This is a genomic window from Candidatus Binatia bacterium (genome assembly GCA_036504975.1).
Taxonomy (GTDB): domain Bacteria; phylum Desulfobacterota; class Binatia; order UBA9968; family UBA9968; genus JAJPJQ01.
On record DASXUF010000137.1, the window covers coordinates 1 to 22,300 of the forward strand.

General features: G+C 59.6%; 17 protein-coding genes and 1 pseudogene. 8 read left to right on the forward strand and 10 right to left on the reverse strand.

Going from position 1 to position 22,300, the window contains the following annotated elements:
- Both mfd and VGL70_17535 read right to left on the reverse strand, forming a co-directional pair.
- Positions 1–3,401: transcription-repair coupling factor (mfd, locus tag VGL70_17530; protein ID HEY3305326.1), on the reverse strand; the 3,401-nt coding region annotated here is incomplete at its 3' end.
- A 2-nt stretch (positions 3,402–3,403) separates the two neighbouring features.
- The gene (locus tag VGL70_17535; protein HEY3305327.1) at positions 3,404–3,763 is read right to left on the reverse strand and encodes a DUF309 domain-containing protein; all 360 of its coding nucleotides are present in this window, start codon (positions 3,761–3,763) and stop codon (positions 3,404–3,406) included.
- A gap of 76 nt (positions 3,764–3,839) precedes the next feature.
- Between VGL70_17535 and VGL70_17540 the strand changes: the two genes are divergently transcribed.
- A complete protein-coding gene (locus tag VGL70_17540; GenBank protein HEY3305328.1) occupies positions 3,840–6,254 on the forward strand; it encodes a molybdopterin-dependent oxidoreductase in 2,415 nt (804 codons plus the stop codon).
- Positions 6,255–6,888: 634 nt separating this feature from the next.
- On the opposite strand, the gene VGL70_17545 is transcribed toward VGL70_17540, so the two are convergent.
- The 4 genes from VGL70_17545 to VGL70_17560 all read right to left on the reverse strand — a co-directional run bounded on the left by VGL70_17545 (position 6,889) and on the right by VGL70_17560 (position 10,407).
- On the reverse strand, positions 6,889–8,115 hold the full coding sequence (locus tag VGL70_17545; protein ID HEY3305329.1) for an MFS transporter: 1,227 nt from the start codon (positions 8,113–8,115) through the stop codon (positions 6,889–6,891).
- Between the two features lie 130 nt (positions 8,116–8,245).
- The gene (locus VGL70_17550) at positions 8,246–8,710 is read right to left on the reverse strand and encodes a hypothetical protein (protein HEY3305330.1); all 465 of its coding nucleotides are present in this window, start codon (positions 8,708–8,710) and stop codon (positions 8,246–8,248) included.
- A gap of 142 nt (positions 8,711–8,852) precedes the next feature.
- Complete coding sequence (locus VGL70_17555) at positions 8,853–9,905, reverse strand: PA0069 family radical SAM protein (protein ID HEY3305331.1); 1,053 nt, start codon at positions 9,903–9,905, stop codon at positions 8,853–8,855.
- Positions 9,906–9,981: 76 nt separating this feature from the next.
- Positions 9,982–10,407, reverse strand: coding sequence for a Rho termination factor N-terminal domain-containing protein (locus VGL70_17560; GenBank protein HEY3305332.1), 426 nt, complete (start codon positions 10,405–10,407; stop codon positions 9,982–9,984).
- Between the two features lie 53 nt (positions 10,408–10,460).
- Between VGL70_17560 and nth the strand changes: the two genes are divergently transcribed.
- Complete coding sequence (gene nth, locus VGL70_17565; GenBank protein ID HEY3305333.1) at positions 10,461–11,132, forward strand: endonuclease III; 672 nt, start codon at positions 10,461–10,463, stop codon at positions 11,130–11,132.
- A gap of 33 nt (positions 11,133–11,165) precedes the next feature.
- Positions 11,166–11,546 (forward strand): annotated as a pseudogene (locus VGL70_17570) (DUF5675 family protein).
- Positions 11,547–11,575: 29 nt separating this feature from the next.
- Here VGL70_17570 and VGL70_17575 read toward each other — a convergent pair.
- Genes VGL70_17575 through hisC form a run of 4 tightly spaced genes read right to left on the reverse strand, consistent with a single transcriptional unit; the run spans position 11,576 to position 15,317 of the window.
- Positions 11,576–12,565 carry an LLM class flavin-dependent oxidoreductase gene (locus VGL70_17575; protein HEY3305334.1) on the reverse strand — a complete coding sequence of 330 codons (990 nt, stop codon included), beginning with the start codon at positions 12,563–12,565 and terminating at the stop codon, positions 11,576–11,578.
- Complete coding sequence (locus VGL70_17580; protein HEY3305335.1) at positions 12,562–13,770, reverse strand: amidohydrolase family protein; 1,209 nt, start codon at positions 13,768–13,770, stop codon at positions 12,562–12,564. Before VGL70_17580 ends, VGL70_17575 begins: the two co-directional genes overlap by 4 nt.
- Positions 13,771–13,830: 60 nt before the next feature.
- Positions 13,831–14,247, reverse strand: a complete 417-nt coding sequence (locus VGL70_17585) for a VOC family protein (protein HEY3305336.1) — start codon at positions 14,245–14,247, stop codon at positions 13,831–13,833.
- Complete coding sequence (gene hisC, locus VGL70_17590) at positions 14,244–15,317, reverse strand: histidinol-phosphate transaminase (GenBank protein HEY3305337.1); 1,074 nt, start codon at positions 15,315–15,317, stop codon at positions 14,244–14,246. The genes VGL70_17585 and hisC overlap by 4 nt, the downstream gene beginning before the upstream one ends.
- Positions 15,318–15,400: 83 nt before the next feature.
- On the opposite strand from hisC, the gene VGL70_17595 reads away from it, so the two are divergent.
- From VGL70_17595 to hemE, 5 genes are all read left to right on the forward strand, one after another.
- Positions 15,401–16,234, forward strand: a complete 834-nt coding sequence (locus tag VGL70_17595) for an ATPase domain-containing protein (GenBank protein HEY3305338.1) — start codon at positions 15,401–15,403, stop codon at positions 16,232–16,234.
- A gap of 106 nt (positions 16,235–16,340) precedes the next feature.
- The gene (clpB, locus tag VGL70_17600; protein HEY3305339.1) at positions 16,341–18,965 is read left to right on the forward strand and encodes an ATP-dependent chaperone ClpB; all 2,625 of its coding nucleotides are present in this window, start codon (positions 16,341–16,343) and stop codon (positions 18,963–18,965) included.
- Positions 18,966–19,521: 556 nt separating this feature from the next.
- Positions 19,522–20,076 carry an MFS transporter gene (locus VGL70_17605; GenBank protein HEY3305340.1) on the forward strand — a complete coding sequence of 185 codons (555 nt, stop codon included), beginning with the start codon at positions 19,522–19,524 and terminating at the stop codon, positions 20,074–20,076.
- A gap of 8 nt (positions 20,077–20,084) precedes the next feature.
- Complete coding sequence (dinB, locus tag VGL70_17610; GenBank protein ID HEY3305341.1) at positions 20,085–21,206, forward strand: DNA polymerase IV; 1,122 nt, start codon at positions 20,085–20,087, stop codon at positions 21,204–21,206.
- 59 nt (positions 21,207–21,265) lie between these two features.
- On the forward strand, positions 21,266–22,300 hold the full coding sequence (gene hemE, locus VGL70_17615; GenBank protein ID HEY3305342.1) for a uroporphyrinogen decarboxylase: 1,035 nt from the start codon (positions 21,266–21,268) through the stop codon (positions 22,298–22,300).

Genomic DNA, 22,300 nt, shown 5'->3' on the forward strand with positions numbered 1-22,300 from the left:
AGCCGTATGCCGCCGTTCTTGCCGACAAGCTCGACCAAACGCTCGACCTTGACCGGCGACTCGCGATGAAACAATAGCGCGACCCGGCCGTCCTTGTAGCTGATCTGCTCGACGAGGTAATCTTTGAGCGTCCGCCTAAGGTCCATGACGCGGAAAAGATTCTCCGCAACGTCCGGAAAGGGTCCGTAGCGGTCTCGCATCTCTTCTTTGATTCCCTCCAGCTCCGGCAGGTCGCGGAGACTGGCCAGCCGCTTGTAAAAAAGCAGCCGCTGGTTGGCGTCGGGAACATAGTCGTCGGGGAAATAGGCTGGAATGCCGAGACGGATCTCCGGCTCGACCTCCGGCTTCACCGGCCGGCCTTTCAGCTCGCTCACCGCTTTTTCCACCATCTCCGTGTACAGCTCGAAGCCGACCGCGGCGATCTGCCCGGATTGTTCACGCCCCAGAAGATTTCCCGCACCGCGGATCTCCAGATCTTCGAGCGCGAGCTTGAAGCCGCCGCCGAGATCGTCCAGTTGCTGCAGCGCTTTCAATCTTCTCTCTGCCTCCCGCGTGATGACTTTTTCGCCGGGGATCAAGAGATAGGCGTAGGCGCGCCGGTGCGAGCGCCCGACGCGCCCGCGGAGCTGGTAGAGCTGAGCGAGACCGAATTTATCCGCCCGGTTGATGACGATGGTGTTGGCGTTGGTAAAGTCGAGGCCCGACTCGATGATCGCGGAGCAGACCAAAACCTGAGCGCGGTTTTCCATGAAATCGAGCATCACGTTCTCCAGCTCGCGCGGGTGCATCTGCCCGTGCGCCAGCGCGACCTTCGCCTCGGGAACCAGTTCGGCGATCTTCTGCGCCATCCGGTCGATGGTCTCGACGCGGTTGTGCAGGAAAAAAACCTGGCCGCCGCGCTCGATCTCGCGCAGCACCGCGTCGCGGATGACGCCTTCGTCGTAGCGGCAGACGTGCGTCTGAATCGCCAGACGGTCGAGCGGCGGCGTCTCGATGACGCTCAAGTCGCGAATGCCGACGAGCGACATATGCAGCGTGCGCGGAATCGGCGTAGCCGTGAGGCTCATCACGTCCACCGTGTGGCGGAGCTTTTTGAGCCGCTCTTTTTGCGCGACGCCGAAGCGGTGCTCCTCGTCGATGACGACGAGACCCAGTTCTCTGAAGACGATGTCCTTTTGCAGCAGCCGGTGTGTGCCGATCACGATATCGACGAGCCCTTTGGATAGATCTTGCAGCACCTGCTTGGTCCCCGTGAACGTCTGAAAGCGGCTCAAGGTCTCGATCCGGATCGGGTAGTTGCGAAAGCGCCGCCGGAAAGTCTGCAGGTGCTGCTGGACGAGAATGGTCGTCGGAGCCAGCACCGCGACTTGTTTCCCGCTCATGACCGCGACGAAGGCCGCGCGCAGCGCGACTTCGGTCTTGCCGTATCCGACGTCGCCGCAGATCAGGCGATCCATCGGCGTTTTTTCGCCCATGTCTTTGAGCGTGTCGCGGATCGCCTTCTCTTGGTCCGGCGTCTCCTCGAACTCGAACGACGCCTCGAACTCGCTGTAGAGGTGGTCCGGCGGCGAAAACGCGTGGCCTTCGTTGACTTCGCGCGCGGCATAGAGCTCGACCAATTCGTGCGCCATCTCGAGGACCGATTTCCGCGTCTTGGCTTTGACCTTTTCCCAGGAAGTTCCGCCCAGCCGGTCCAGCGCCGGCTTGTTTTCTTCGCCGCCGATATATTTCTGGACGAGGTTGATGCGGTCCACCGGCAGATAGAGGCGGTCGCCGCCTTCGTATTCCAAATGGAGAAACTCGCCTTCGGTATCCGCGACTTTGAGAAATTTAAGCCCGCGGTAAATGCCGATGCCGTGATCCAGATGAACGATCGTGTCGTCCAGCTTGAGCTCGCTCAAGCTCGTGATGAAATGGCCGGGAGTGCTTCTCCTGCTTCCCGCTGTCGGTCTTTTTTTGCTGCCGAAGATTTCGTCGGCGGTGATAACGACCAGGCGCTCTTCGGGAAGGCGAAAACCCTGAGTTAAATTTCCCACCAATAATACGCGGGTCCTTTCTTCATTGCCGGACTTCATCAACGACCCCCCACCCTGCTTCAAAGAAAAATGCAGGTCATAGTGGGCCAGGAGATCTTTGAGCCGCGTCGCCTCGCTGCGCGTGGGCGCGACGATGAAAATCCGCTCGCCTTCCCATTCCTTGATGCGCGCCAGTAGGGGAGCGAGCGACGGTTCTTTATTCTGAAGCGAAGCCATCTCGGCGTGGAGATCGGTATTGACGTAGGCGTTGAGGACCATCGCGGCAGTGTATTCGGCTTGGCTTGGAGTGACGTCAAGCGACTGGCTCGCCAGTCGAGCCAACGGATCGAGGGCTCGTTCCCATTCCTTCGCGGTCAGATAAAGCCTTTCGCCCGGCGGCGCGAACCGTCCCTGCTCCTTGGCGCGCGCCGCCATCTGCTCGACCAGATGCTCGAAGCGCGCGGCCTCGGCGGAAACATGAGGAGGTTCGTCGATCCACAGCATCGTCTCGGTCGGCAAATACGAAAAGACGGTCGACAGCTCCGGGTAAAAATAGGGAACGAAGAATTCCATGCCGCCGAAGGGAACGCCTTCCCGTAGCGATTCGAGCAGCGAGTTTTTGTCTTTCCTATCCATCTCCAGGTCGGCGGCCCGCTTGTCGATCTCTCTGGCGATCGCCTCGATATCGTTCCGCCGGGTAGAAAACTCTTTCATCGGCAGGATGAGAAGCTCCTGAAGCTCTTTTTTCGAGCGCTGTGTGACGGGATCGAACTCGCGGATCGATTCCAGGCGGTCGCCGCCGAACTCCAGGCGCAGCGGGAGCGAATAGTCGGGCGGAAAAATATCCACGATGCCGCCGCGCACGCTGAAATCGCCGCGCTCTTCCACCAACGGAACGTTCTGGTATCCCCAACCCGCCAGGTGTTCGAGCAACCCCTCGCGCGCGCTATCCTCTCCAAGAACGAGATAGCGATAGGAGCGCTTCAGCGCCTCTTTGGGAATGACCTTCTGCATCAGAGCGGCCGGAGTCGAGACGAGAATCGGCGCCTGTCCTTCGAGCAGACGGTAAAGCCCTTCGAGCCGGGCGGCGATGCTGTCGGGGTGGGGCGAGAGATTCTCGAACGGCAGGATTTCCCAGGAAGGAAATAGATGAAGCCGTTTCTCTAGCGGCGCCGCCGCCGGCTCCTCGCCGAGAAAAAAGCCGAGGTCGAGAAAGAGCTGCTCGGCCTCGCGCGCCGTCGGCGCGATGACGACGATCGGCTCGCGCCGTCTTTCGGCGATGCGCGCTAGAAGGTAGGCCCGCGCGCCGCCTTGCAAGCCGCGAAGCCTCTTTTCTCCGGTCCAGCGACCGCCGATCAGCGGCTCGATATTTTCGCTCAGAGACATGGCTAAAAAAGTCCGAAGAATTGCATGGAAATTTTCGGGACGCTCGCAGCGGCCTGGCCGCTTTTATCGGTCTCGTTGGCCCAGGCCTCCATCGCCTGCATCAGGCCGGCCACTTTGATTCCGAGATAAACCGGCCGGTAGTTTTCCAGGCGAATCAGCGCCTGGCGCACCATGCGCGCCGGCCCTTTCGCCTCGTCGAAATCGCGCGCCAGGCGCAGCGCGGCGGCCAACTGGACGAGAGCTTCGAGGAACGGCTTGTGCGTCTGTTCCGCGCGCTGATAATATTCCTCCAACGCCTTGTGCGACTCGAAATAACGCCTTGCGTTGAACAGACGAATACCCTCTCGCAGCCGAGCATCCACGACGAAAACTCCGTTTAATCCAACTTAACAACTTCGACAGGGAGGCTCAAACGAAAAACTGGATTCTCTAGCGCCGTTGCAGTATCTTCTGACCATGGATGGATCGGTCGAAGCCTCCTATACCGTCCGCGGCTACTGCGCTTTATGCACGGCGCATTGCGCGACGATCACTACCGTCGAAAACGGCCGCGTCGTCAGGCTCGATCCGGATCATGACCACCCACATGGCGGCGTCATGTGCATCAAAGGCAAGGCCGCGCCCGAGCTTCTCTACCACCACGACCGGCTGGATTATCCGCTCAGGCGCACGCGGCCCAAAGGCGATCCGGACCCCGGCTGGCAGAGAGTCGGCTGGAATGAAGCGCTCGATGACATCGCCAAGAGACTACTAAAAATCCGCGAGCAACACGGCGCCCGGGCCGTCGCGTTGGTCAAAGGAACCAAGAGCGGCACGTCGCTCGATGACGCCGAGCGCTGGCTAGGCCGGCTGCTCTACAGCTTCGGCAGCCCCAACTGGGTCTCGACCACGCACGTCTGCAACTGGCACAGGGACACGGGTTTCAGCTATACCTTCGGCACCAATCTGCCGACACCCTATTTGGAGAAGAGCGGCGCGTTTCTCCTCTGGGGACATAATCCCAGCTCGACGTCTCTGATTCTGGCACACGACATCGTCGCGGCGAGAGCGCGAGGGATGAAAATAGTCGCTGTCGATCCGCGCCGCGTCGGCATCGCCGGCCAGGCGGATATTCTGCTTCAGGTTCGCCCAGGAAGCGACGGCGCGCTCGCGCTGGCGCTGATTCACGCGGTTCTGGAAGAGGGTTGGTACGACGCGGATTTTGTCCGGAAGTGGACCAACGGGACTTTTTTGCTGCGCCGCGACAGCGGCGAGATTTTAACCGAAGCGGACATCTCGGCGTCGGGCGCGCGCGGCCGCTACGTCATGTGGGATGAAATTTCGGACGGACCGGTGCTGTACGATCCCGCCTCCGGGATATCGGAGAAAGATCGTCTCCGGCCGCTGCTCTTCGCCGAGAAGTCCGTGCGCGGTGAGAACGGCGCGGAGATTCCCTGCGAGACAGTTCTCCAGGCTCTTGCCCGCACCGCCGCGCGCTACACCCCGGAGCGCGCCGCGCCGATCACCAGAGTTCCGGCGGAGAAAGTCTGGCAAGCGGCGCTGCTGCTGGCGCACAACCGGCCGCTGAGCATGTACATGTGGAACGGCGTCGGACAACACACCAACGCGACCCAGACGAGCCGAGCGATCGCCGTGCTCTACGCTCTTCTCGGCGACATCGACCAGCCGGGCGGCAACGTGGTCTTCCCCAAGCCGAAGCTGAACGTGGTCGACGGGAAAGAATTCCTGCCCAAAGATGCCGCGGCTGAGAGGATCGGTCTGGCGCAAAAACCGCTCGGCCCGCCGGCCAAGCCGGGCAACTGCGCCGCGTACGATATCTTTACGGCGATTCTCGACGAGAAACCCTATGCCGTCAAAGCGCTGCTCAACTTCGGCTCGAACACGGTGATGTCCACCGGCGACTCGCGCCGGGCGCGGGCGGCCTTATGCGCCCTGGAGTTTTCCGTCGCGACGGACCTGTTCATGACGCCGACGGCGGCGCTTTGCGATTACGCCCTGCCGGCGGCTTCTTTTCTCGAGACAAGCAATCTCTCGAACGGCTTCGAGCACCGGCGGCAGGGAAAACTACACCTGCAATACCGGCCCGCCGTCGTTCCGCCGCTGGGCGAGCGCCGCTCGGATACCTGGATCGTCTTCGAGCTGGCCAAGCGCCTCGGCCTCGCCGGGCGCTTCTGGAACGGCGACATCGAAGCCGGCTACGTCCATGAGCTCTCTCCGACCGGCATTTCGCTCGATCAGTTAAAAAATTCTCCGGGCGGAGTGACTGTCCCGATCGCACCACGCTACCAAAAACACGCTGAATTGAGTGAGAATGGAAAGTTCCGGGGCTTCGCCACGCCTTCGGGCAAGGTCGAGCTTTATTCGCACCGCTTCGCCGAGTACGGCTATCCGCCGCTCCCGGATTATCAAGAGCCGGCGATGAGTCCGGCGAGCCGGCCGGATATCGCCGGAGATTTTCCACTGGTGCTCACGAACGCGAAGTTCACGACTTTCATCCATAGCCAGCTCCGGGCGCTGCCCGCGCTGAGAAAATCGTCGCCGGAGCCGACGGCTGAGCTTCACCCGGAGACAGCAGCGACGTACGGAGTGAAGAACAAAGATTGGATGATCGTGGAAAGTCCCAGAGGCGCGATTCGCGTGCGCGCCCATGTGACAGACAGAATCATTCCCGGCGTCGTTTGCTGCCAGCACGGCTGGTGGCAGGAGTGCCGCTCCCTCGACCGACCAGGCTACGATCCATACGCCGATAATGGCGCCAATCCGAGCGTCCTTGTCGGCACGGAGCTGGCCGATCCCGTCAGCGGCTCGTTGCCCCACCGGTCTTATCTGTGCCGCGTCCGGCCGGCCGGATAGATTGCAAGCCCGGATTATTCACGATCAGCCCTCAAGCGCGAGCCGCTCCGGGCGAGGGCAATAGTTTCTGTGGCTCGAGGGCCGCCCTCGCCTGCCACCCCAAGGGGTGCTAATTCCATCTGCCAGGGGCCTGTGGTTCGACTTCGCTCACCACCCTGAGCCTATCGAAGGGCCGTGTGCTCCACGTCTCTGTGCCCTACCTACGCCCTTCGGGCTCGCGCTCTCGGGCTTTCTGCTTCCACGCGGGCACGGTTCCGCAGGGGCGAGGATGAAAGCCGCAGGCACAGGGACGCGGAGGTTAAATGGCTTGCGAGGTACTTGGCATCCCGGACATGGTGTTTCGATTGTTCGCTGCAGTGCGAATGTTTCGACAGAGTCCATGAGGCACTGACCTATTGCCTGCGGCTGGAAGACCCGCCCGCTGCGGAACCGGGGGAAATGACACTCCGTTGATAGGATCACCGGTGGTATGAATAATCCGGGCAAGTTTTCAGCCGGCACGGGAGTTTCTCGAAGGACCGATGCGTGAGACGGGAAGCATCAAGCGTACTTCAGAACTTCATTTAGACTCTCGCGCCGCGTAACACTGACGTATCGCATCGGGACGGAGAGAGACTCCCGGGCGGGCGACGTTTCAACCGCCCGACCAGAGCCGTTGATCGTATGCTACGACCCACTTGGCCGTGACCAGCCAGATGCACAAGTCGGAAAGCAGTAGCACAGCCGTCGAGAGCGCGAACGAAACCAGATAACTGCCGCTGAGGTCGAAGAAAAAACCGCCCAACCACGACCCCAAAGCGCCGCCGACGCCGACGCTGATGACCGAGTAGCCGAAAATAGCGCCGAACCCCTTGCCGGAAAAAATATCCGCGGCGAGCGCGGAAAAAATCACGGCTCTGGAACCGAAGCCGATGCCGAAAAAAATGACGTAGACATAGAGCAGCCAAGGTTGCGACGGATCATGGGCGATCATCAGAGCCGCGACGCCGACGAGTGTAGTCAGAATGTTGAGCGTGTAGGCGCCCTGCTTGGAAAACAGATCGGCGACGTAGCCGAATACCATCCGTCCCGCGGTGCTGGTCATGCCCATGAGGCCGAAGATGGTCGCGGCGTAGAGGCGGCTGTAGCCGATATCGACAACGTGCGCGATTTGATGCGTGACGATCACGGTCGTGCCGCCCGCGGCGAAGACCCGGGCGAAAAAGATCAACCAAAACTGGCCGCTCCGCAAGGCGAGCTTCGTGGTCCATTCATTGCCCGTCTTATTATCTTCGCCGCGCACCTCTCCGTAAGGCCCGCTGCGGTAAAAAGTCCACACTAGAGGAAGCAGGCCGATCACTACGATGAACGCGAGAATCTCCAGCGCGCGCTCCCATCCCCAGGTCGAAATCAACCACTCCGTGAAAGGCGCTATCAGAAGAATGCCCACGCCCGTGCCGGCGTAAACGACGCCCAATGCGGAAGCCCGCTTGGAAGAAAACCACTCGGAAATCAGCACCACATGGGGCACCATCCCCATGAAGCTGAGCCCCAAAGCGGAAACCAAGCCGAAGAAGATATAAAATTCCCAGAGGCTCTGAATCCGACTGCTGAGCAGCAAGCCCAGAGCCAGAAGCACGCAGCCTGCGCCGACGATCTTTTTCGGGCCGAAGCGATCTAAAAGATGGCCGACGACCGGCGAGATCACGGCGTCCACTATGAGCACGACCGAAAATACCCCCGCCGTGATCGCCCGGCTCCAGCCGAAAGAGTCCAAAAGAGCGACGTAGAAAACGCCGAATGACGAATTGAGACCGCGGGAAAAGCCCATCGTGATGAAGGCCAGAGCCGCGATGGCCCAGGGACGGGAAGGGGAGCGCATCTATATTTGCCGGTGAACTTGCAGCCTACGTTGACTTGAGAGGAATATCAGGGATCGTTGGGATGTAAAAGAAAAAAAAGAGGGAGGCGTCTCAAAGAGCGCCCCCCTCTGGATCGAACCTGAAGCCGTGTTACTTCGTTGCCGGCTTGGCTTCGGCCGGCTTCGCTGTCTTTTCCGCCGGCTTGGTCTCAGCCGCCTTGGCCGTCGTCGTCGGCTTGCTCTTCGCGATCGAGCGCAGAGTAAGCTTGCCCTCTGCTTCGCCATAGGCGACCTTCACGGTGTCTCCTACCTTGACCTTCGCCAATGATTCCTTTGCACTCGGGGTAGCGTCGGTGAACGTGAGCTCTTTGTCCTTGCTTTTCACCTTCGCGGTGCCCGCATTGGCATCGGCGGCGGTAAGCTCGCCGGTTGCGGTCTTCGCCTTCGCCGTCGTCTTCTTCTCCGCCGGCTTGGCTTCAGCCGGCTTGGCCGGAGCGGAAGACTTCATGCCCGCGCTTCCGGTGGTGCCGGTAGACCCGCTGCCCTGAGCGAGGGCAACGCCGGCGAACACAACCGTTACGGCAGCCACTGCAAACAACCTTAGGATACTTTTCATATATTCACCCCCTTTGTTCCATTTAGACGTTCGCGCGGGCGATCCATTCAAATGAACCTCCGTGTCCGGTTCCTTGCATTATCCCGCCCTCCCCTTAGCGTTAAGTTCAATGGATGTTTCAGGGTATGATGGTGGGTGAAAGTTAGCCGAAGAGTTTCAGCTGCTCCTTGGGTCTACGAAATTGCTCGCTGCTCAGGCCGGGCGATCTCTCTTCAATCCCGGCTTTCCTGCACGCTACGCGGAACAGATCGGCCATCTGTTCGGCGAAGATGCCCTCGCCCCTCATACGGCTGTTGAATTGCGGATCGTTTAAATTGCCGCCGCGGATCGTGCGAATGCGATTCAGCACCTTATTCTTTTTTTCGGGATAGTTCCGTTCCAGCCACTCTTCGAAGAGATCCTTTACCGCATGCGGCAGACGCAGCGCGACATAGCCTGCGTAGCGCGCGCCGGCCTTTGCGGCGGCCTGAGCGATCGCCGGGGCCTCGGAGTCCGTAAGTCCCGGGATCATCGGCGCTTGTAAGTAGCCGACGGGAATGCCCGCTTGAGATAGAGCGGAGATCGCGGCCAGACGCCGGGCGGGGCGCGAGGCGCGCGGTTCCATCACACCGGAAAGTTTTTCGTCCAGCGTCGTCAGGGAAATGAAAACCGCAGCGCATCGATGACGCGCCAGGTCGGATAAGATGTCGATGTCGCGCGTGACGAGATAATTTTTCGTCACAATCGTCACCGGGTTGCGAAATTCCAGCAACACTTGGAGGCATCGGCGCGTGAGCCCGAGCTTTTTCTCCGCCGGTTGATAGCAGTCGGTGACTCCGCTCATCGCCAAAACCCGCGGCTTCCACTTGGGGCTCGCCAGTTCTTTGCGCAACAATTCGGGCGCATCCGCTTTCACCATGATCTTGGTTTCGAAGTCCAGCCCGGCCGAGAAACCCAGATACTCGTGCGTGGGACGCGCGTAGCAGTAAATGCAGCCGTGCTCGCAGCCGCGATAAGGGTTGACGCTGGCGTCGAAGCCCACGTCCGGGCTATCGTTGTAGGCGATGATCGACTTGGAAGAGTCGGTAAGAAAGGTGGTCGCGGGAGAGGAGATTTCGTCGGCGGCGAGCGGCTCGGGGACCCGCTCGATTTTCTCGAAGCGGTTCTTCGGGTTATCGGCGGAGCCGCGGCCGCGAGGCGGAGACGGCGTCTTCATAGAAGATTCCCTAATGCCTAATACTACTCTCTTGACCGCGCCCGAGAGCCAGCGCCGTGAGGCCTCGCTTCCGCAATTATCCTGCTGCCGGCGGAGTTTCTGGGGCTGCCGGCGGCGGCGTGGCTGCGGGAGCGGCCGCCGGTGCAGGCGCCGCGGGTTCCGCCGCCTTGGCGGCCTGGGCCGTCTTGGTCTCGTGCGCCAAATGGCGCGTGAGCCGCTTCAGCCGCTTTATTTTTCTCTGGACCTTTTTAAGCTTCTTGGCATCGCCGGAGGAGGTCAATAGTTCGGCTTTCTGCTTTTTCAGCGCTCGAATATCGTGCTTGATCGAATGGATCGCGTTGGCGTCCTTATGGGTCTCGTCGTAAGCGATGCCTTTGGCCTTGGCGATCGCCTTGATCAATTCCTCTTTTTCCATTCCGCCGACGCCCTGAAGATCCGTCTCCGCCTTGGCAAGATCGCGCAGCTTCGGAATGGTAAGTCTTCTAAGCTCTTTCAGTTCCATCTACTGTTTCCTCCCGTCTGTAATCTGCTAACATACTTTACCGGAAAACCAAAATGGCGACGCAACCTAAAACAAATCCCGACTTCAAGGCGACGCGAGCCCGGGTAAAGGAGATCATCGAGCGTTTGGAAAAGGTCCATCCGGACGCCAAGCTCGCTCTCGACTTTACCAATCCGCTGGAGTTGCTCATCTCGCTGATTCTCGCCGCCCAATCACACGACAGTCTGGTGAACCAGATCACGCCCGCGCTCTTCGCCAAGTATCGCACCGCCAAAGACTACGCCGAGGCGCCGCTTGAGCAGCTCGGCGAAGAAGTCCGCCGGATCAACTTCTCGCGCGTGAAGAGCCGGCGCATCCAAGACTGCTGCACGGCGCTCGTTGACCACTTCAACGGCGAGGTACCGCAAAATCTCGACGACCTTCTAACGCTCCCCGGCGTGGGACGCAAAACCGCCAACGTTGTCCTCGGCAACGCGTTCGGCCGTCAGGCGATCGGCGTCGATACGCACGTGATGCGCCTCTCGCAGCGGCTCGGCCTGACCAACAATACGAACCCGGACAAGATCGAGTTCGATCTGATGCAACTGGTGCCGGAGGACAAGCGCGTGCGCTTCTGCCACTTGTTTCAGTACCACGGCCGGCGCGTGTGTGTCGCGAAAAAACCTAAATGTCCGGTCTGCGAGATCCAGGACCTCTGTCCCTATCCAAACAAGACGAAAGCCTAGGAGGTTTCGGTGACCTGACCTCTTGCCAGAAAAGAGTTTACGGAAAAGAGCACTATCGGAGATCTTCTCATCGATGGAGAATTTGAGTGCTTTACGCTCGAGGATTGTGTTCGGCCGGTCAAGATCAAGGGCATAACGGCGATACCGGCAGGCACTTACGAGGTGGTCATCAATTTTTCCGAGCGCTTCAAACGGCCGCTGCCGTTTCTGTTGAAGGTGCCGGAGTTCGAAGGCGTTCGCATTTACCCAGGAAATACGGACGCGGACACTGAAGGATGTATCCTCGTCGGCAGGATGAAGCAGCCGGATTTCATCGGCGAGAGCAGGGTCGCCTTTGAGGCTCTGTTCACCAAAATGCAGGACGCCGCCACAAGAGAAAAAATATTCATTGAGATAGTGGATAACAAGGAGTGACTGAAACCTTAATAGCAATAGCGAAGACTTTACCGAATTGCCTTCGCAAACCCGCGTAGCGTCTCTTCGCGGCTGCCGCCCGGCGGGCTGTAAGGGATAATGGCGATTTGTTGTATGCCGGATTTTTTGAGTCGCTCGACCTGAGCGCGGCATTCGGCGACGGTGCCGGCGATGGCGAACTTGTCTACCAGCCAGTCGGGAATCACCTCGGCGTGGTTTGCCTCTTGATCCATGTGGTGGTAGTAGTCGTAGGTTTTGCGGATCTCTTCCAGCACTTTCTGTTCTTTCGCGTCGAGCACGTACGGCTGCGGATGCGCGACCACGCGCGCGACGTGCGCTTTAACCGCGTCTTTGGCCGGCGCCTGATCCGAGACCGCGCACGGCACCCAGAGAACGAGATGGATGTCGCTCAACTCCCGTCCCGCGGCCTTCGCGCCGGCCTCGATCTTTTCCTTCGCCTGGCGCAGATATTCGTCGGCGACGCCGACGAGTACGATGATGCCGTCGGCGATGTGGCCGGAAAGCTCCAGCATCTTCGGCCCGCTCGCGGCGATGTAGATGGGAATTTTATTTTTGCTGGGATGCTTCAGGTGAATCTTCCCGGTCTCCAATTGGACTTCTTCCCCGCCGAGCAGCGCGCGCATCTGGCGGATCGTCTTTTCGAAATAGCCGAGCTTCGCCGGCTTCATTCCCATCGTCTCGACCGAGCTGTCGCCTAGACCGATGCCGACGATAAAGCGCCCCGGCGCCAGCTCTTCCAGCGTGGCATAGGCGCTGGCGACGACCGACGGGTGGCGCGTCAGCGGATTGGTGACGCCGGTGCCGAGCTTGACCCTGGTCGTGTTCAACGCCGCGGCGGCCATGTTGACGTAGGCCTCGCGCCAAATTAAATGGGAATCGCCGATCCAGACGTGGCTGAAGCCCAGCTCTTCGGATAGCTTGGCGAGTTGGATCATCTTCTGAAGCGGTTCAGTGGGAAACAGGCCCACGCCGAATTCCATAATTTTCCTTTCTCTCACCCTCGTCCTCTCCCTGAGGGAGAGGGAAGGGGAGAGGGTATCTTTTCTACCGCTACACGCTCGGGCGGCGGGGTTTGCTGGCTTCTGCCGGCGACGCGGATCTCGCCGTCGATGATCACCATCGAGATGCCGGGCAGATCGCCCTTGGCGAAGGAGTCGAGCGCGTCCTTCGCCACCGAGCCGGTGATCTTGTGCAGCAGGACGATGTCCGCCGGCCGGCCTTCTTCGATCAAGCCGACGTTGAGGCCGTGCGCGCGGCCGACGTTGCCGGTCGCCATGCAGATCGCCGCCTCCGGCGGCACCTCGCCGACCGAAGACAAAAAGGCGATCTCGCGCAAGATGCCGCGCGGAATGATACCGGTCCCGCCTGGCGTGTCGGTGCCGATGAGCACGCGGTGGTAGGCGTTGTGCGCTTTGACGGCGCGGACGAGGCTCAGCGCCATGCGATAGTTGCCGGAGCTGCAAATCTCGACGTGATAATCGGTCTCGGCAACGATCCGAACCATCTCCGCCTCGGCCATCGGAATCGGTCCGCCGGTGATGTGGCCGATCACGTCCGGCTTGATCTTGTTCACGATCTTCCAGCCGGCGATCTGGCTCACCCCAGAGCGCGACACGCCGCCCGAATGAATCTTCACTTTGATGCCGCGCACCCGCGCCCACTGGACGTAACGCCCGGCTTCGCCGTTGGGTAAGAGGCTGTAATCGTAAAAAATAAACTTCACGAGGCGGATGCCGGCCGCGGCGATCTCGTCGAAATCCTTTTCCATGAGCCCGGGCACCAGCAAAAGCGTGCCGGCGAAAACTTTGACGCCCGAAGGGCGAAGGTTGTCGTAGCAGCGCTTGGTAACAAGCGCGAGCGCAAGCGCCGTGCGCGCGTCGGGCGGCAGCGGCAGGCCGGGCAGATGTAATTCGCCGGCCGAGATGAGCGCCGTCACGCCGCCGTGCATGTAGTTGGTGATCCACGTGAGCGAGTTCTGCGCCGGCGTGTATTCGCCGATCGAGGGATGCGAATGGGAATCGACGAGGCCGGGAATCGCGGTGATCCCCTGGGCGTCGATGACTGCGTCCGCGCGCTCGCCGATGCCGTTGCCGATCACGCGGACGATGCCGTCTTCGACGTAAATCGAGTCGGCGCGGCGCAGAGGGTTTTTCAGATCGCCGGTAACCACCGCGCCGATGTTTTTGATCAAGAGGGACGACATAGATCGCGAAGAAGCGGACTATACCAAAGCAGACAGGGAAGACAAAGCGTACGAGAAAATTCAATAAGACCGGATCTCGATCTCGTTGCCGTCCGGATCGTGAAAGTAGACCGAAGTGGCCCGGCCGCGCGCGCCCCAGCGCGAGATCGGCCCATTCAGGATGGCAACGTTATGACCCTTCAAGTAATCCACGATCCCGGAGAAATCTTCTTTCTCGACCACCAGGCAAAAGTGGTTGAGATTGCGCTGCAGGTTTTCGCCGTTTCCCGGCGAGGCGCTGCTGTCCTTCAACCGCGCGAGGTCGATGATCGTATGCTCGTTGATGCGCACCGAGGGGAAGCCGATCTTGCCGGCGCGGAACTCGTCCAGCCGCTCGATCTTGAGGCCCAGCACGTTGGCATAGAAATCGAGCGAGCGGTCGATGTCTTTGACGTTGAGGACAATGTGGTCAAGCTCGGTGACTTTTATCGGCTTCATACGTGGTCTCCTTTTCCATTTCCGATCGCGGCCATCTGCTCAAGCAGCGTTTTCACCTCACTGGGCGCGCCGACCGTGATCCTCAGGCAATCATGAAGCCCCGGTTGATCGAAATAGCGGACGAGAATTCTCCGGCGCTTTAGCTCTTCGTACAGCTCTTTTTGATTCTCCCCCTCCCGGCGGGCCATCACGAAGTTCGCCTGAGAAGGATAGACCCGAAAGCCCATCTTTTTAAGACCCGCGGTCAATTTTTTCCGGCTCTTCTGAATTCGCCGGACGTTGCGACGCATCCACGGTAGATCGCCGAGCGCCTCGGCCGCCGCTATCTGACTCAGACGATTCACATTATACGAATCTTTGACCTTGTTCATCCCCGCGATGATTTCTTCGGCGGCGAAGGCGAGGCCGATGCGCATGCCGGCCAAGGAGAAGGATTTCGAGAAGCTCCTGAGCACGACGATATTCGGATTGCTCTGAAGCAGTGAAATGGCCGAGACCTTCCCGCCGTCGGCAAAATCGATGTACGCTTCGTCCACCGCCAGGACGCCGGTGATCGTCCGGGCCAGTCTTTCGATCGCCTCGAGCGGGAGCAAAGTCCCGGAGGGCGAGTTGGGATTGCAGACGAAGGTCAGCGCCGCCGTCTGCGAAAAAAGCTCCTCGGGCATGGAAAAGTCGGCCGGATAGGGAATCGCCACCTTGACCCCTTCCTGAATCGCTATCAGAGTGTCATAGAGACTGTAGGTCGGCTCGGGATAGAAGACCCGGTCATGCGCGCCGACAAAACAGCGCATCAGGATCGACAACAGCTCGTCGGAACCGTTTCCGACTATTATATTTTGCGGCGAAACGCCGTATGTAGAGGCTGCAACCGATCGAAGGCCGTCGCTCGAGAGCAACGGATAAAGACGGAGTGAACGGTCGGCGGCCTTTCGCAAGGCGGAAAGGACGCGCGGCGAAGGCGGGTAGGGATTCTCGTTCGTGTTGAGCTTGATAAAATCGCCCTCGCGCGGCTGTTCACCCGGGACATAACCCTGGACGGCGGCAATATTGCTTCTGAAGCGGTAAGACATAACTATCCGATTCTAAGTTAAAGCCGACGGCCAAGCAAATCACCAGCTTCCAAACCAAACCGGGTTTTGCTAAAATGTCATCGATGTCAAAAAGGCGTATAGCGACCGGCATTGATGGGCTCGATCCGTTGTTGGAAGACGGTTTCCTGCGGGAGAAGTCGTATGTCGTCACAGGCGACGCCGGGACGGGTAAAACCACCGCTTGCCTGCAATTTTTACTGAAGGGACTCGTAAACGGCGAGAAAGGCGTCTACGTCACCGTTGATGAGCGGCCGAGCGATATCCTGGACTCCGCAGCCTCTCTGGGTTGGGACTTGCAACCTTATGTTCAGGACAAACGGCTGGTCATACTGGATGCTTCGCCTTATTTCAGCGCCCGGGCCGGCGCCGTCAGCCAAAGAGAAGTGGACGTTCAACGAATCGTCACGGACCTCGCAAGCCATACCAGCAGAATGCAAGCGCAGCGGCTGGCCATCGATCCCGTGGGTCCCCTGATCAGATCCGATACCTCCGCGGGCCGTTCCGAAGAGCAAGCCAGGCTGCTGATTCAACTGTTGCAAAGTCAACTGCAAACCACCAATCTGCTCAGTTCCCACTCGAGACGGGACCAGGAAACCAGCAGCATCGAGGAATTTCTCGCAGCCGGAGTTTTTGCCCTAAGGATGGTCCGGCTGGGCGAAAAATTCATCCGCACTCTGTGGATCAAGAAGATGCGCGGCACCGCCGCCGAGCCCGCCGAATATGAGTTCAATATCTCCAAGGGAAAGGGCATCGTGTTGACGTCACAGATCCTCCAGCCCCTGGAAGAAGCTCTGCGGCCTTTCCAGGTGGTCGACGGCTCTTCCAACGGAAGGCAAGAAGAGCCTCAGAAAGAAACGCTACAACCTTTCGAGCCCGAAAAGTCCCCTGAAAAGTAAGGGCTCCCGCCGACATTGCGGCCTCCCCCGCGACGACGAGTTCCCAAATATTTTTTCCTTAACCTTCCTTGACGCGTCATTTTGACGTGATTAAATTTCTTTCGTCATGCGATTGGATAAGCTCACCGTAAAATCTCAAGAGGCCTTACAGAACGCCCAATCCCTGGCGGAAAAGCGCAACCATCAGGCGATCGACGTGGAGCACCTGATGATGGCGCTCGTCGGCCAAAAAGAGGGCGTCGCCTTTTCTCTATTGCAGAAGCTGGGCGTCCCGCTAACGACTCTGGTCGATCGGGTCCAGAAAGCCCTCGACCGTATTCCCCAAGTAACCGGCGCCTCCGCCGGACAGACCTACATAGCTCCACGGCTCAAAAAAACCATTGAAACGGCCGAAAGCGCGGCCCAAGGACTCAAAGACGAGTACGTCTCGATCGAACACCTGTTGATGGCCATGGGAGAGGACGACGGCGAAGCGGGAAAAATTCTCCGCGAGCTCGGCGTCTCCAAAGACCGGATCCTGAAGGCCCTGGTGGACATTCGCGGGTCACAGCGAGTCACCGATCCCAATCCCGAAGAAAAATATCAGGCGCTGGAAAAATACAGCCGCGATTTGACCGATCTCGCGCGCAAAGGAAAACTCGATCCCGTGATCGGCCGCGACGAGGAGATCCGCAGGGTCATCCAGGTGCTCTCGCGCCGGACCAAGAACAATCCGGTGCTGATCGGAGAACCGGGAGTCGGAAAAACCGCCATCGTCGAGGGGCTCGCGCTCAGAATCGTGAACGGCGACGTCCCCGAAGGATTGAAGAACAAACGGCTCGTGGCTCTCGACATGGGGGCTTTGGTGGCGGGAGCGAAATTTCGCGGCGAATTCGAAGAGCGGCTGAAGGCGGTCCTTAAAGAAGTCACCGAAGCGGAAGGCCAGATCATTCTGTTCATCGACGAGCTTCACACGCTGGTCGGCGCGGGCGCGGCCGAGGGCGCCATGGACGCCTCGAACATGCTCAAGCCCGCGCTCGCCCGCGGCGAGCTGCGCTGCGTCGGTGCCACGACGCTCGACGAGTACCGCAAGCGGATCGAAAAAGACGCGGCGCTCGAAAGAAGATTCCAGCCGATCGTGGTGCCCGAACCGTCGGTCGAAGATACCATCGCGATCCTCCGCGGGCTCAAAGAACGATACGAAGTCCATCACGGCGTGCGCATCATCGACAGCGCGATCGTCGCCGCCGCCACGTTGTCGCACCGCTACATCACCGACCGCTTCCTACCCGATAAGGCGATCGATCTGATCGACGAGGCCGCGTCGCGCCTCAGAATCGAGATCGACAGCATGCCGACGGAGATCGACGAGATCGAGCGCAAGATCCTGCAGCTCGAGATCGAGCGCCAGGCGCTGAAACGCGAGAGCGACAAAGCATCGAAGGAGCGGCTCACCCGCCTGGAGAAGGAGATCGCCGATCTGCGCGCCCAATCCGACGAGCTGAAAGCTCATTGGAAACAAGAAAAAGAGGCGATCCAGCGGATCCGCGCTTTGAAAGAGAAGATAGAAGCGACCAAGGTCGAAGAGCAACAGGCGCAGCGTAGCGGCGATTTAAACCGCGCCGCCGAGCTCCGCTACGGCGTTCTCACACAGCTCAACAAAGAGCTGGAGGCGGAGAACCGCAAGCTCGTCGAGCTACAAAAAACCCGCAAGATGCTGAAGGAAGAGGTGGACGCGGAAGACGTGGCCGAGGTGATCGCAAAGTGGACGGGAATTCCGGTGTCGAAGATGCTGGAAGGGGAAGTTCAGAAGCTCCTCAAGATGGAAGATCGTTTAAAACTCCGCGTGATCGGTCAAGACCCGGCGATCCAGGCGGTTTCGAACGCCGTGCGGCGCGCGCGCGCCGGCCTACAGGACCCGAACCGGCCCATCGGCTCGTTTATCTTTCTAGGTCCGACGGGCGTAGGGAAAACCGAGCTGTGCCGCGCCCTGGCGGAATTTCTTTTCGACGACGAACAGGCGATGGTTCGCCTCGATATGTCCGAGTTCATGGAAAAGCACTCGGTCGCGCGGCTGATCGGCGCGCCTCCGGGCTATGTCGGCTACGAAGAGGGCGGCTACCTCACCGAAGCCGTCCGGCGCCGGCCTTACTCGGTCGTTCTCTTCGACGAGATCGAAAAGGCCCATCCCGACGTTTTCAACGTGTTGCTGCAAATTTTGGAAGACGGGCGCTTGACCGACGGTCAGGGAAGGACGGTCGATTTTAAGAACACCGTGATCATCATGACCTCCAACCTGGCGACCCAGTTTATTCAGGATCTCGGCCACAGAAACCGCAAAGAGATGGAGCGGCGCGTAACCGAGGCCCTGCGCGAGGCTTTCAAGCCGGAGTTCCTCAACCGGATCGACGAGATCGTCATCTTTAACCCGCTGGGACGGGAAGAGATCAAGCAGATCGTGGATATTCAGTTGAAGCGTCTGCAGCGGATGCTTGCCGAACGAAAGATCAGGCTCGAAGTGACCGAGGCGGCAAAGGCGTTTCTTGCCGACAAAGGCTATGATCCGATCTATGGAGCGCGTCCGCTGAAGCGAACCATCCAGAAATTGATTCAGGATCCCCTGGCGATGAAAATTCTTTCAGGAGAATTCAGCGAAGGAGACAAGGTCACGGTCGATTCCGACGGAAGCGAGCTTGTCTTCCGCCGCGGCGGCAACACTCACGATCAACCGTCCGAAGCGGTCCTCCACTGACGCCTGCTTCCCCGCACCGCACCGGGAATTTTATTTACATAGAAACCATTCCCCGGTTCCTCAGGGGCGAGCCTTCAATCCGCAGGCTCAGCCTGAGGCTGATCCGCCTCTGGCGGAATAGGTCAGTGCCTTGAGAATTCTGTCGAACCGTTCGCCCTGCACCTACCAACCGAAATACCTGTGTCCGGTCTGCCAAGCACCACGCCAGTCATTGGGCCTCCACGTCCCTGTGCCTGCGGCTTTCAGGCTCGCCCCCTCGACCCGTGCCCGCATGGAGGCGAAGCAGCCCGAGAGTGCGAGCTTGGAGGGCGAGGGCACAGGGACGTGCAGTGACACGGCAGGCCCCAGCCTATGGAGTAAGCACTATTGGGTGGCCGGCGCGGGCGGCCTTCGAGGCAGAGAAACTATTGACCTCGCCCGGAGTGGCTCGCGCTTGAGGGCTGATCGCGTGAATAATCCCGGTTGTTCACTCTCCTTCCAAGTTTCGCAAGTTTCCTTTCCTTGTTTATGCTATAGGACTGTGGTTCCTGTAGCACGCCATTACCCGACATCGTCCGTGGAAGACGCACAAAAAAAGGCGAACTTGGGCTTGGCGCCGATCGCCAACTCGGTTGTTATCGTCATGTTCGCGCCGCTGGCTGGTTGGGTTTCGGATCGGATCGGCTCGCGCCTGCTTTGCACCACAGGCGCAGTTTGCATCGTGACGGCGCAGTTTTTCATCGCGTCGCTCGATCTCGACGCCACGGCCCTCCGGGTCATGGTTCCGCTGGCGCTTACCGGCCTCGGTTGGGCGATGTTCAATTCCCCGAATCAAAGCGCGATTCTTGGCTCGGTGCCGAAAGACAAGATCGGCGCGGCTTCGGGGATGACGGTCACGACCGGCCGCATCGGCGGCGCGTCCGGAATTGCGTTCGCCGCGGCCATCTTTACTTACGGCCTAGCCGCCGCAGGATTGAGCCAAGAGCAAATTGAATCGCCGCAAGCCTGGAGCGCGGCGCCCGATATTTTTCTCAAGAACTTCAATCATACAATCCATTTCATCAACTTTTTCACTCTGCTGTCGGTTTTTTTCTCCGCCGTGCGCGGCGGGAAGCAACCGGCCCATAGCTAGAGGCGGCGATGCGCTCGTATCTTCACCTCGATATGGACGCTTTCTTCGCCTCCGTGGAGCAGGCGGTCAGGCCGGAGCTCAAAGGCAAACCGGTCATCGTCGGGGGAAAAAGCGGCAAGGGAGTCGTGACTTCGGCATCTTACGAAGCGAGAAAGTACGGCGTTCATTCCGCGATGCCGGGCTTTCAAGCGCGAAGGCTTTGTCCGCGAGGAATATTTCTAGCCAACCGGCACCGACTCTACAGCCAATACTCGGAAAAAGTATTCGCGATTCTCAGACAGTACTCGCCGGTTGTCCGCGCGATCTCGATCGACGAAGGCATCGTCGATCTCACCGGAACGGAAAAGCTGTTGGGCCCGCCGCTGAAGACAGCAGGACGGATCATCCGGCAGATAAAAACCGAACTGGATCTCCCAGCCTCTGGTGGTCTCTCAACCAGCCGCGTCGTCGCCAAGATCGCGGCTACTCTGGCCAAGCCGAACGGTTTGATCCATGTCTTGGAGAGCACGGAAGAATCCTTCTTATCGCCATTGGCCGTGTCGCTGGTACCGGGCGTCGGCCCCAAGGCCGAGAAAGAGCTGCTCCGCCGCGGGATCAAAACCATCGGCGATTTGCTGCAGCGCCCCGAGCTCAAGAGAAGGTTCTTCGATTTTGATACCGGAGGCGCCCGCCACCGGGCGCGCGATCACTCGATCGGGAACGAGACCACCCTGGACAAACCGTTAGCACGAATCGAAGATATGGAAAAGGTCTTGTGGGAGCTTGTCGAGGAAGTGGGGAAGAGGCTCCGGCGCGAGCAACTCTTTGCCCGCTGCATCACGGTAAAAATCCGCTACAGCGATTTTAAGACCATCACCCGGTCGCGGACGCTTAAGAGTCCGACCTGCTTCGACCGGCAGATCTTCCAGGTGGCCGGCGATCTCTTGAACAGAAATCTTTCCCCGGATCGTCCGGTCCGGCTCCTCGGCGTCAGCGCCAGTTCGCTTTTAAGCACGGGCTGGCAGGAATCTCTCTTCGATGTCGACGAGCGCCGCTCCTTGGAAAAATTGTATCGCGGCATCGATCGCCTGCGCGACAAGTACGGCGAGGACGCCATTGGCGCTGCGACGCCGCGCAACAAGACGCGTTGACTTTTAGACGGCAACCCTCTTAGAGTTTCATTACGGAAATCGATGTCGATTCCTTAACCATGACCAATCCTAATCATCCCTTTCTCGCCGCCTGCCGCCGTCAGAAGACTCCTTACACCCCGGTGTGGCTGATGCGTCAGGCCGGACGCTACATGCCGGAGTACCGCAAGCTCAGAACGGAGTTTTCGTTTCTCGATCTGTGCAAGCGGCCCGATTTGGCCGCGGAGATCACTATATCTCCAGTGAACCGGCTCGGCGTCGATGCCGCGATACTTTTCGCGGATATTCTGCTGATCCTCGAGCCGATGGGATTGGGGCTGGAGTATTCGAAAGACGACGGCCCGGTCATCGAGGCTCACATTCGCAGCCGCACCGACGTCGAACAGCTTCAGGAATTCGAACCGGAAGAAGCCTTATCGTACGTCATGGAGACCATGCGCAGGAGCCGCGCGGCGCTCGGCAACAAGCTGCCTCTCATCGGATTTTCCGGCGCGCCGTTTACTTTGGCGTCGTATATCGTCGAGCGCGGCGGCTCGCGCAACTATCTCCTCACCAAGAGACTCATCTACTCCGACCCAGGCGCCTGGCGCGCCCTGATGGAGCGCCTTTCAACAGCCGTCGGAAAATATCTCAACGCCCAGATCGCCGCCGGCGCCGACGCGGTCCAGCTTTTCGACAGTTGGGCCGGCTGTCTTTCGCCCGATGATTATCGGAAATATGTCCTTCCGTACACGCGGGCGACAATCGCCGCCATCACACCGGGAACGCCGGTCATTCACTTCAGCACCGGGACGGCAGGGATGCTCAAGCTCGTCAAGGAAGCCGGCGGCGACGTCATCGGCCTCGACTGGCGGATCCATCTGGATGAAGGTTGGGCGGCGGTCGGAAACGATGTCGGAATCCAGGGGAATTTGGATCCGGCGGCCCTGCTGGCAAAACCCAAAGAAATTCGCTGGCGTGTCGAAGATATTCTAAAACGCGCTGGCGGCAAGCCGGGACACATCTTTAATCTGGGGCACGGGGTATTACCCGAGACTCCGGTCGAGCACGTGATTGCGATGGTTCAAGCCGTGCACGAGCTTAGCGCGAGGTAG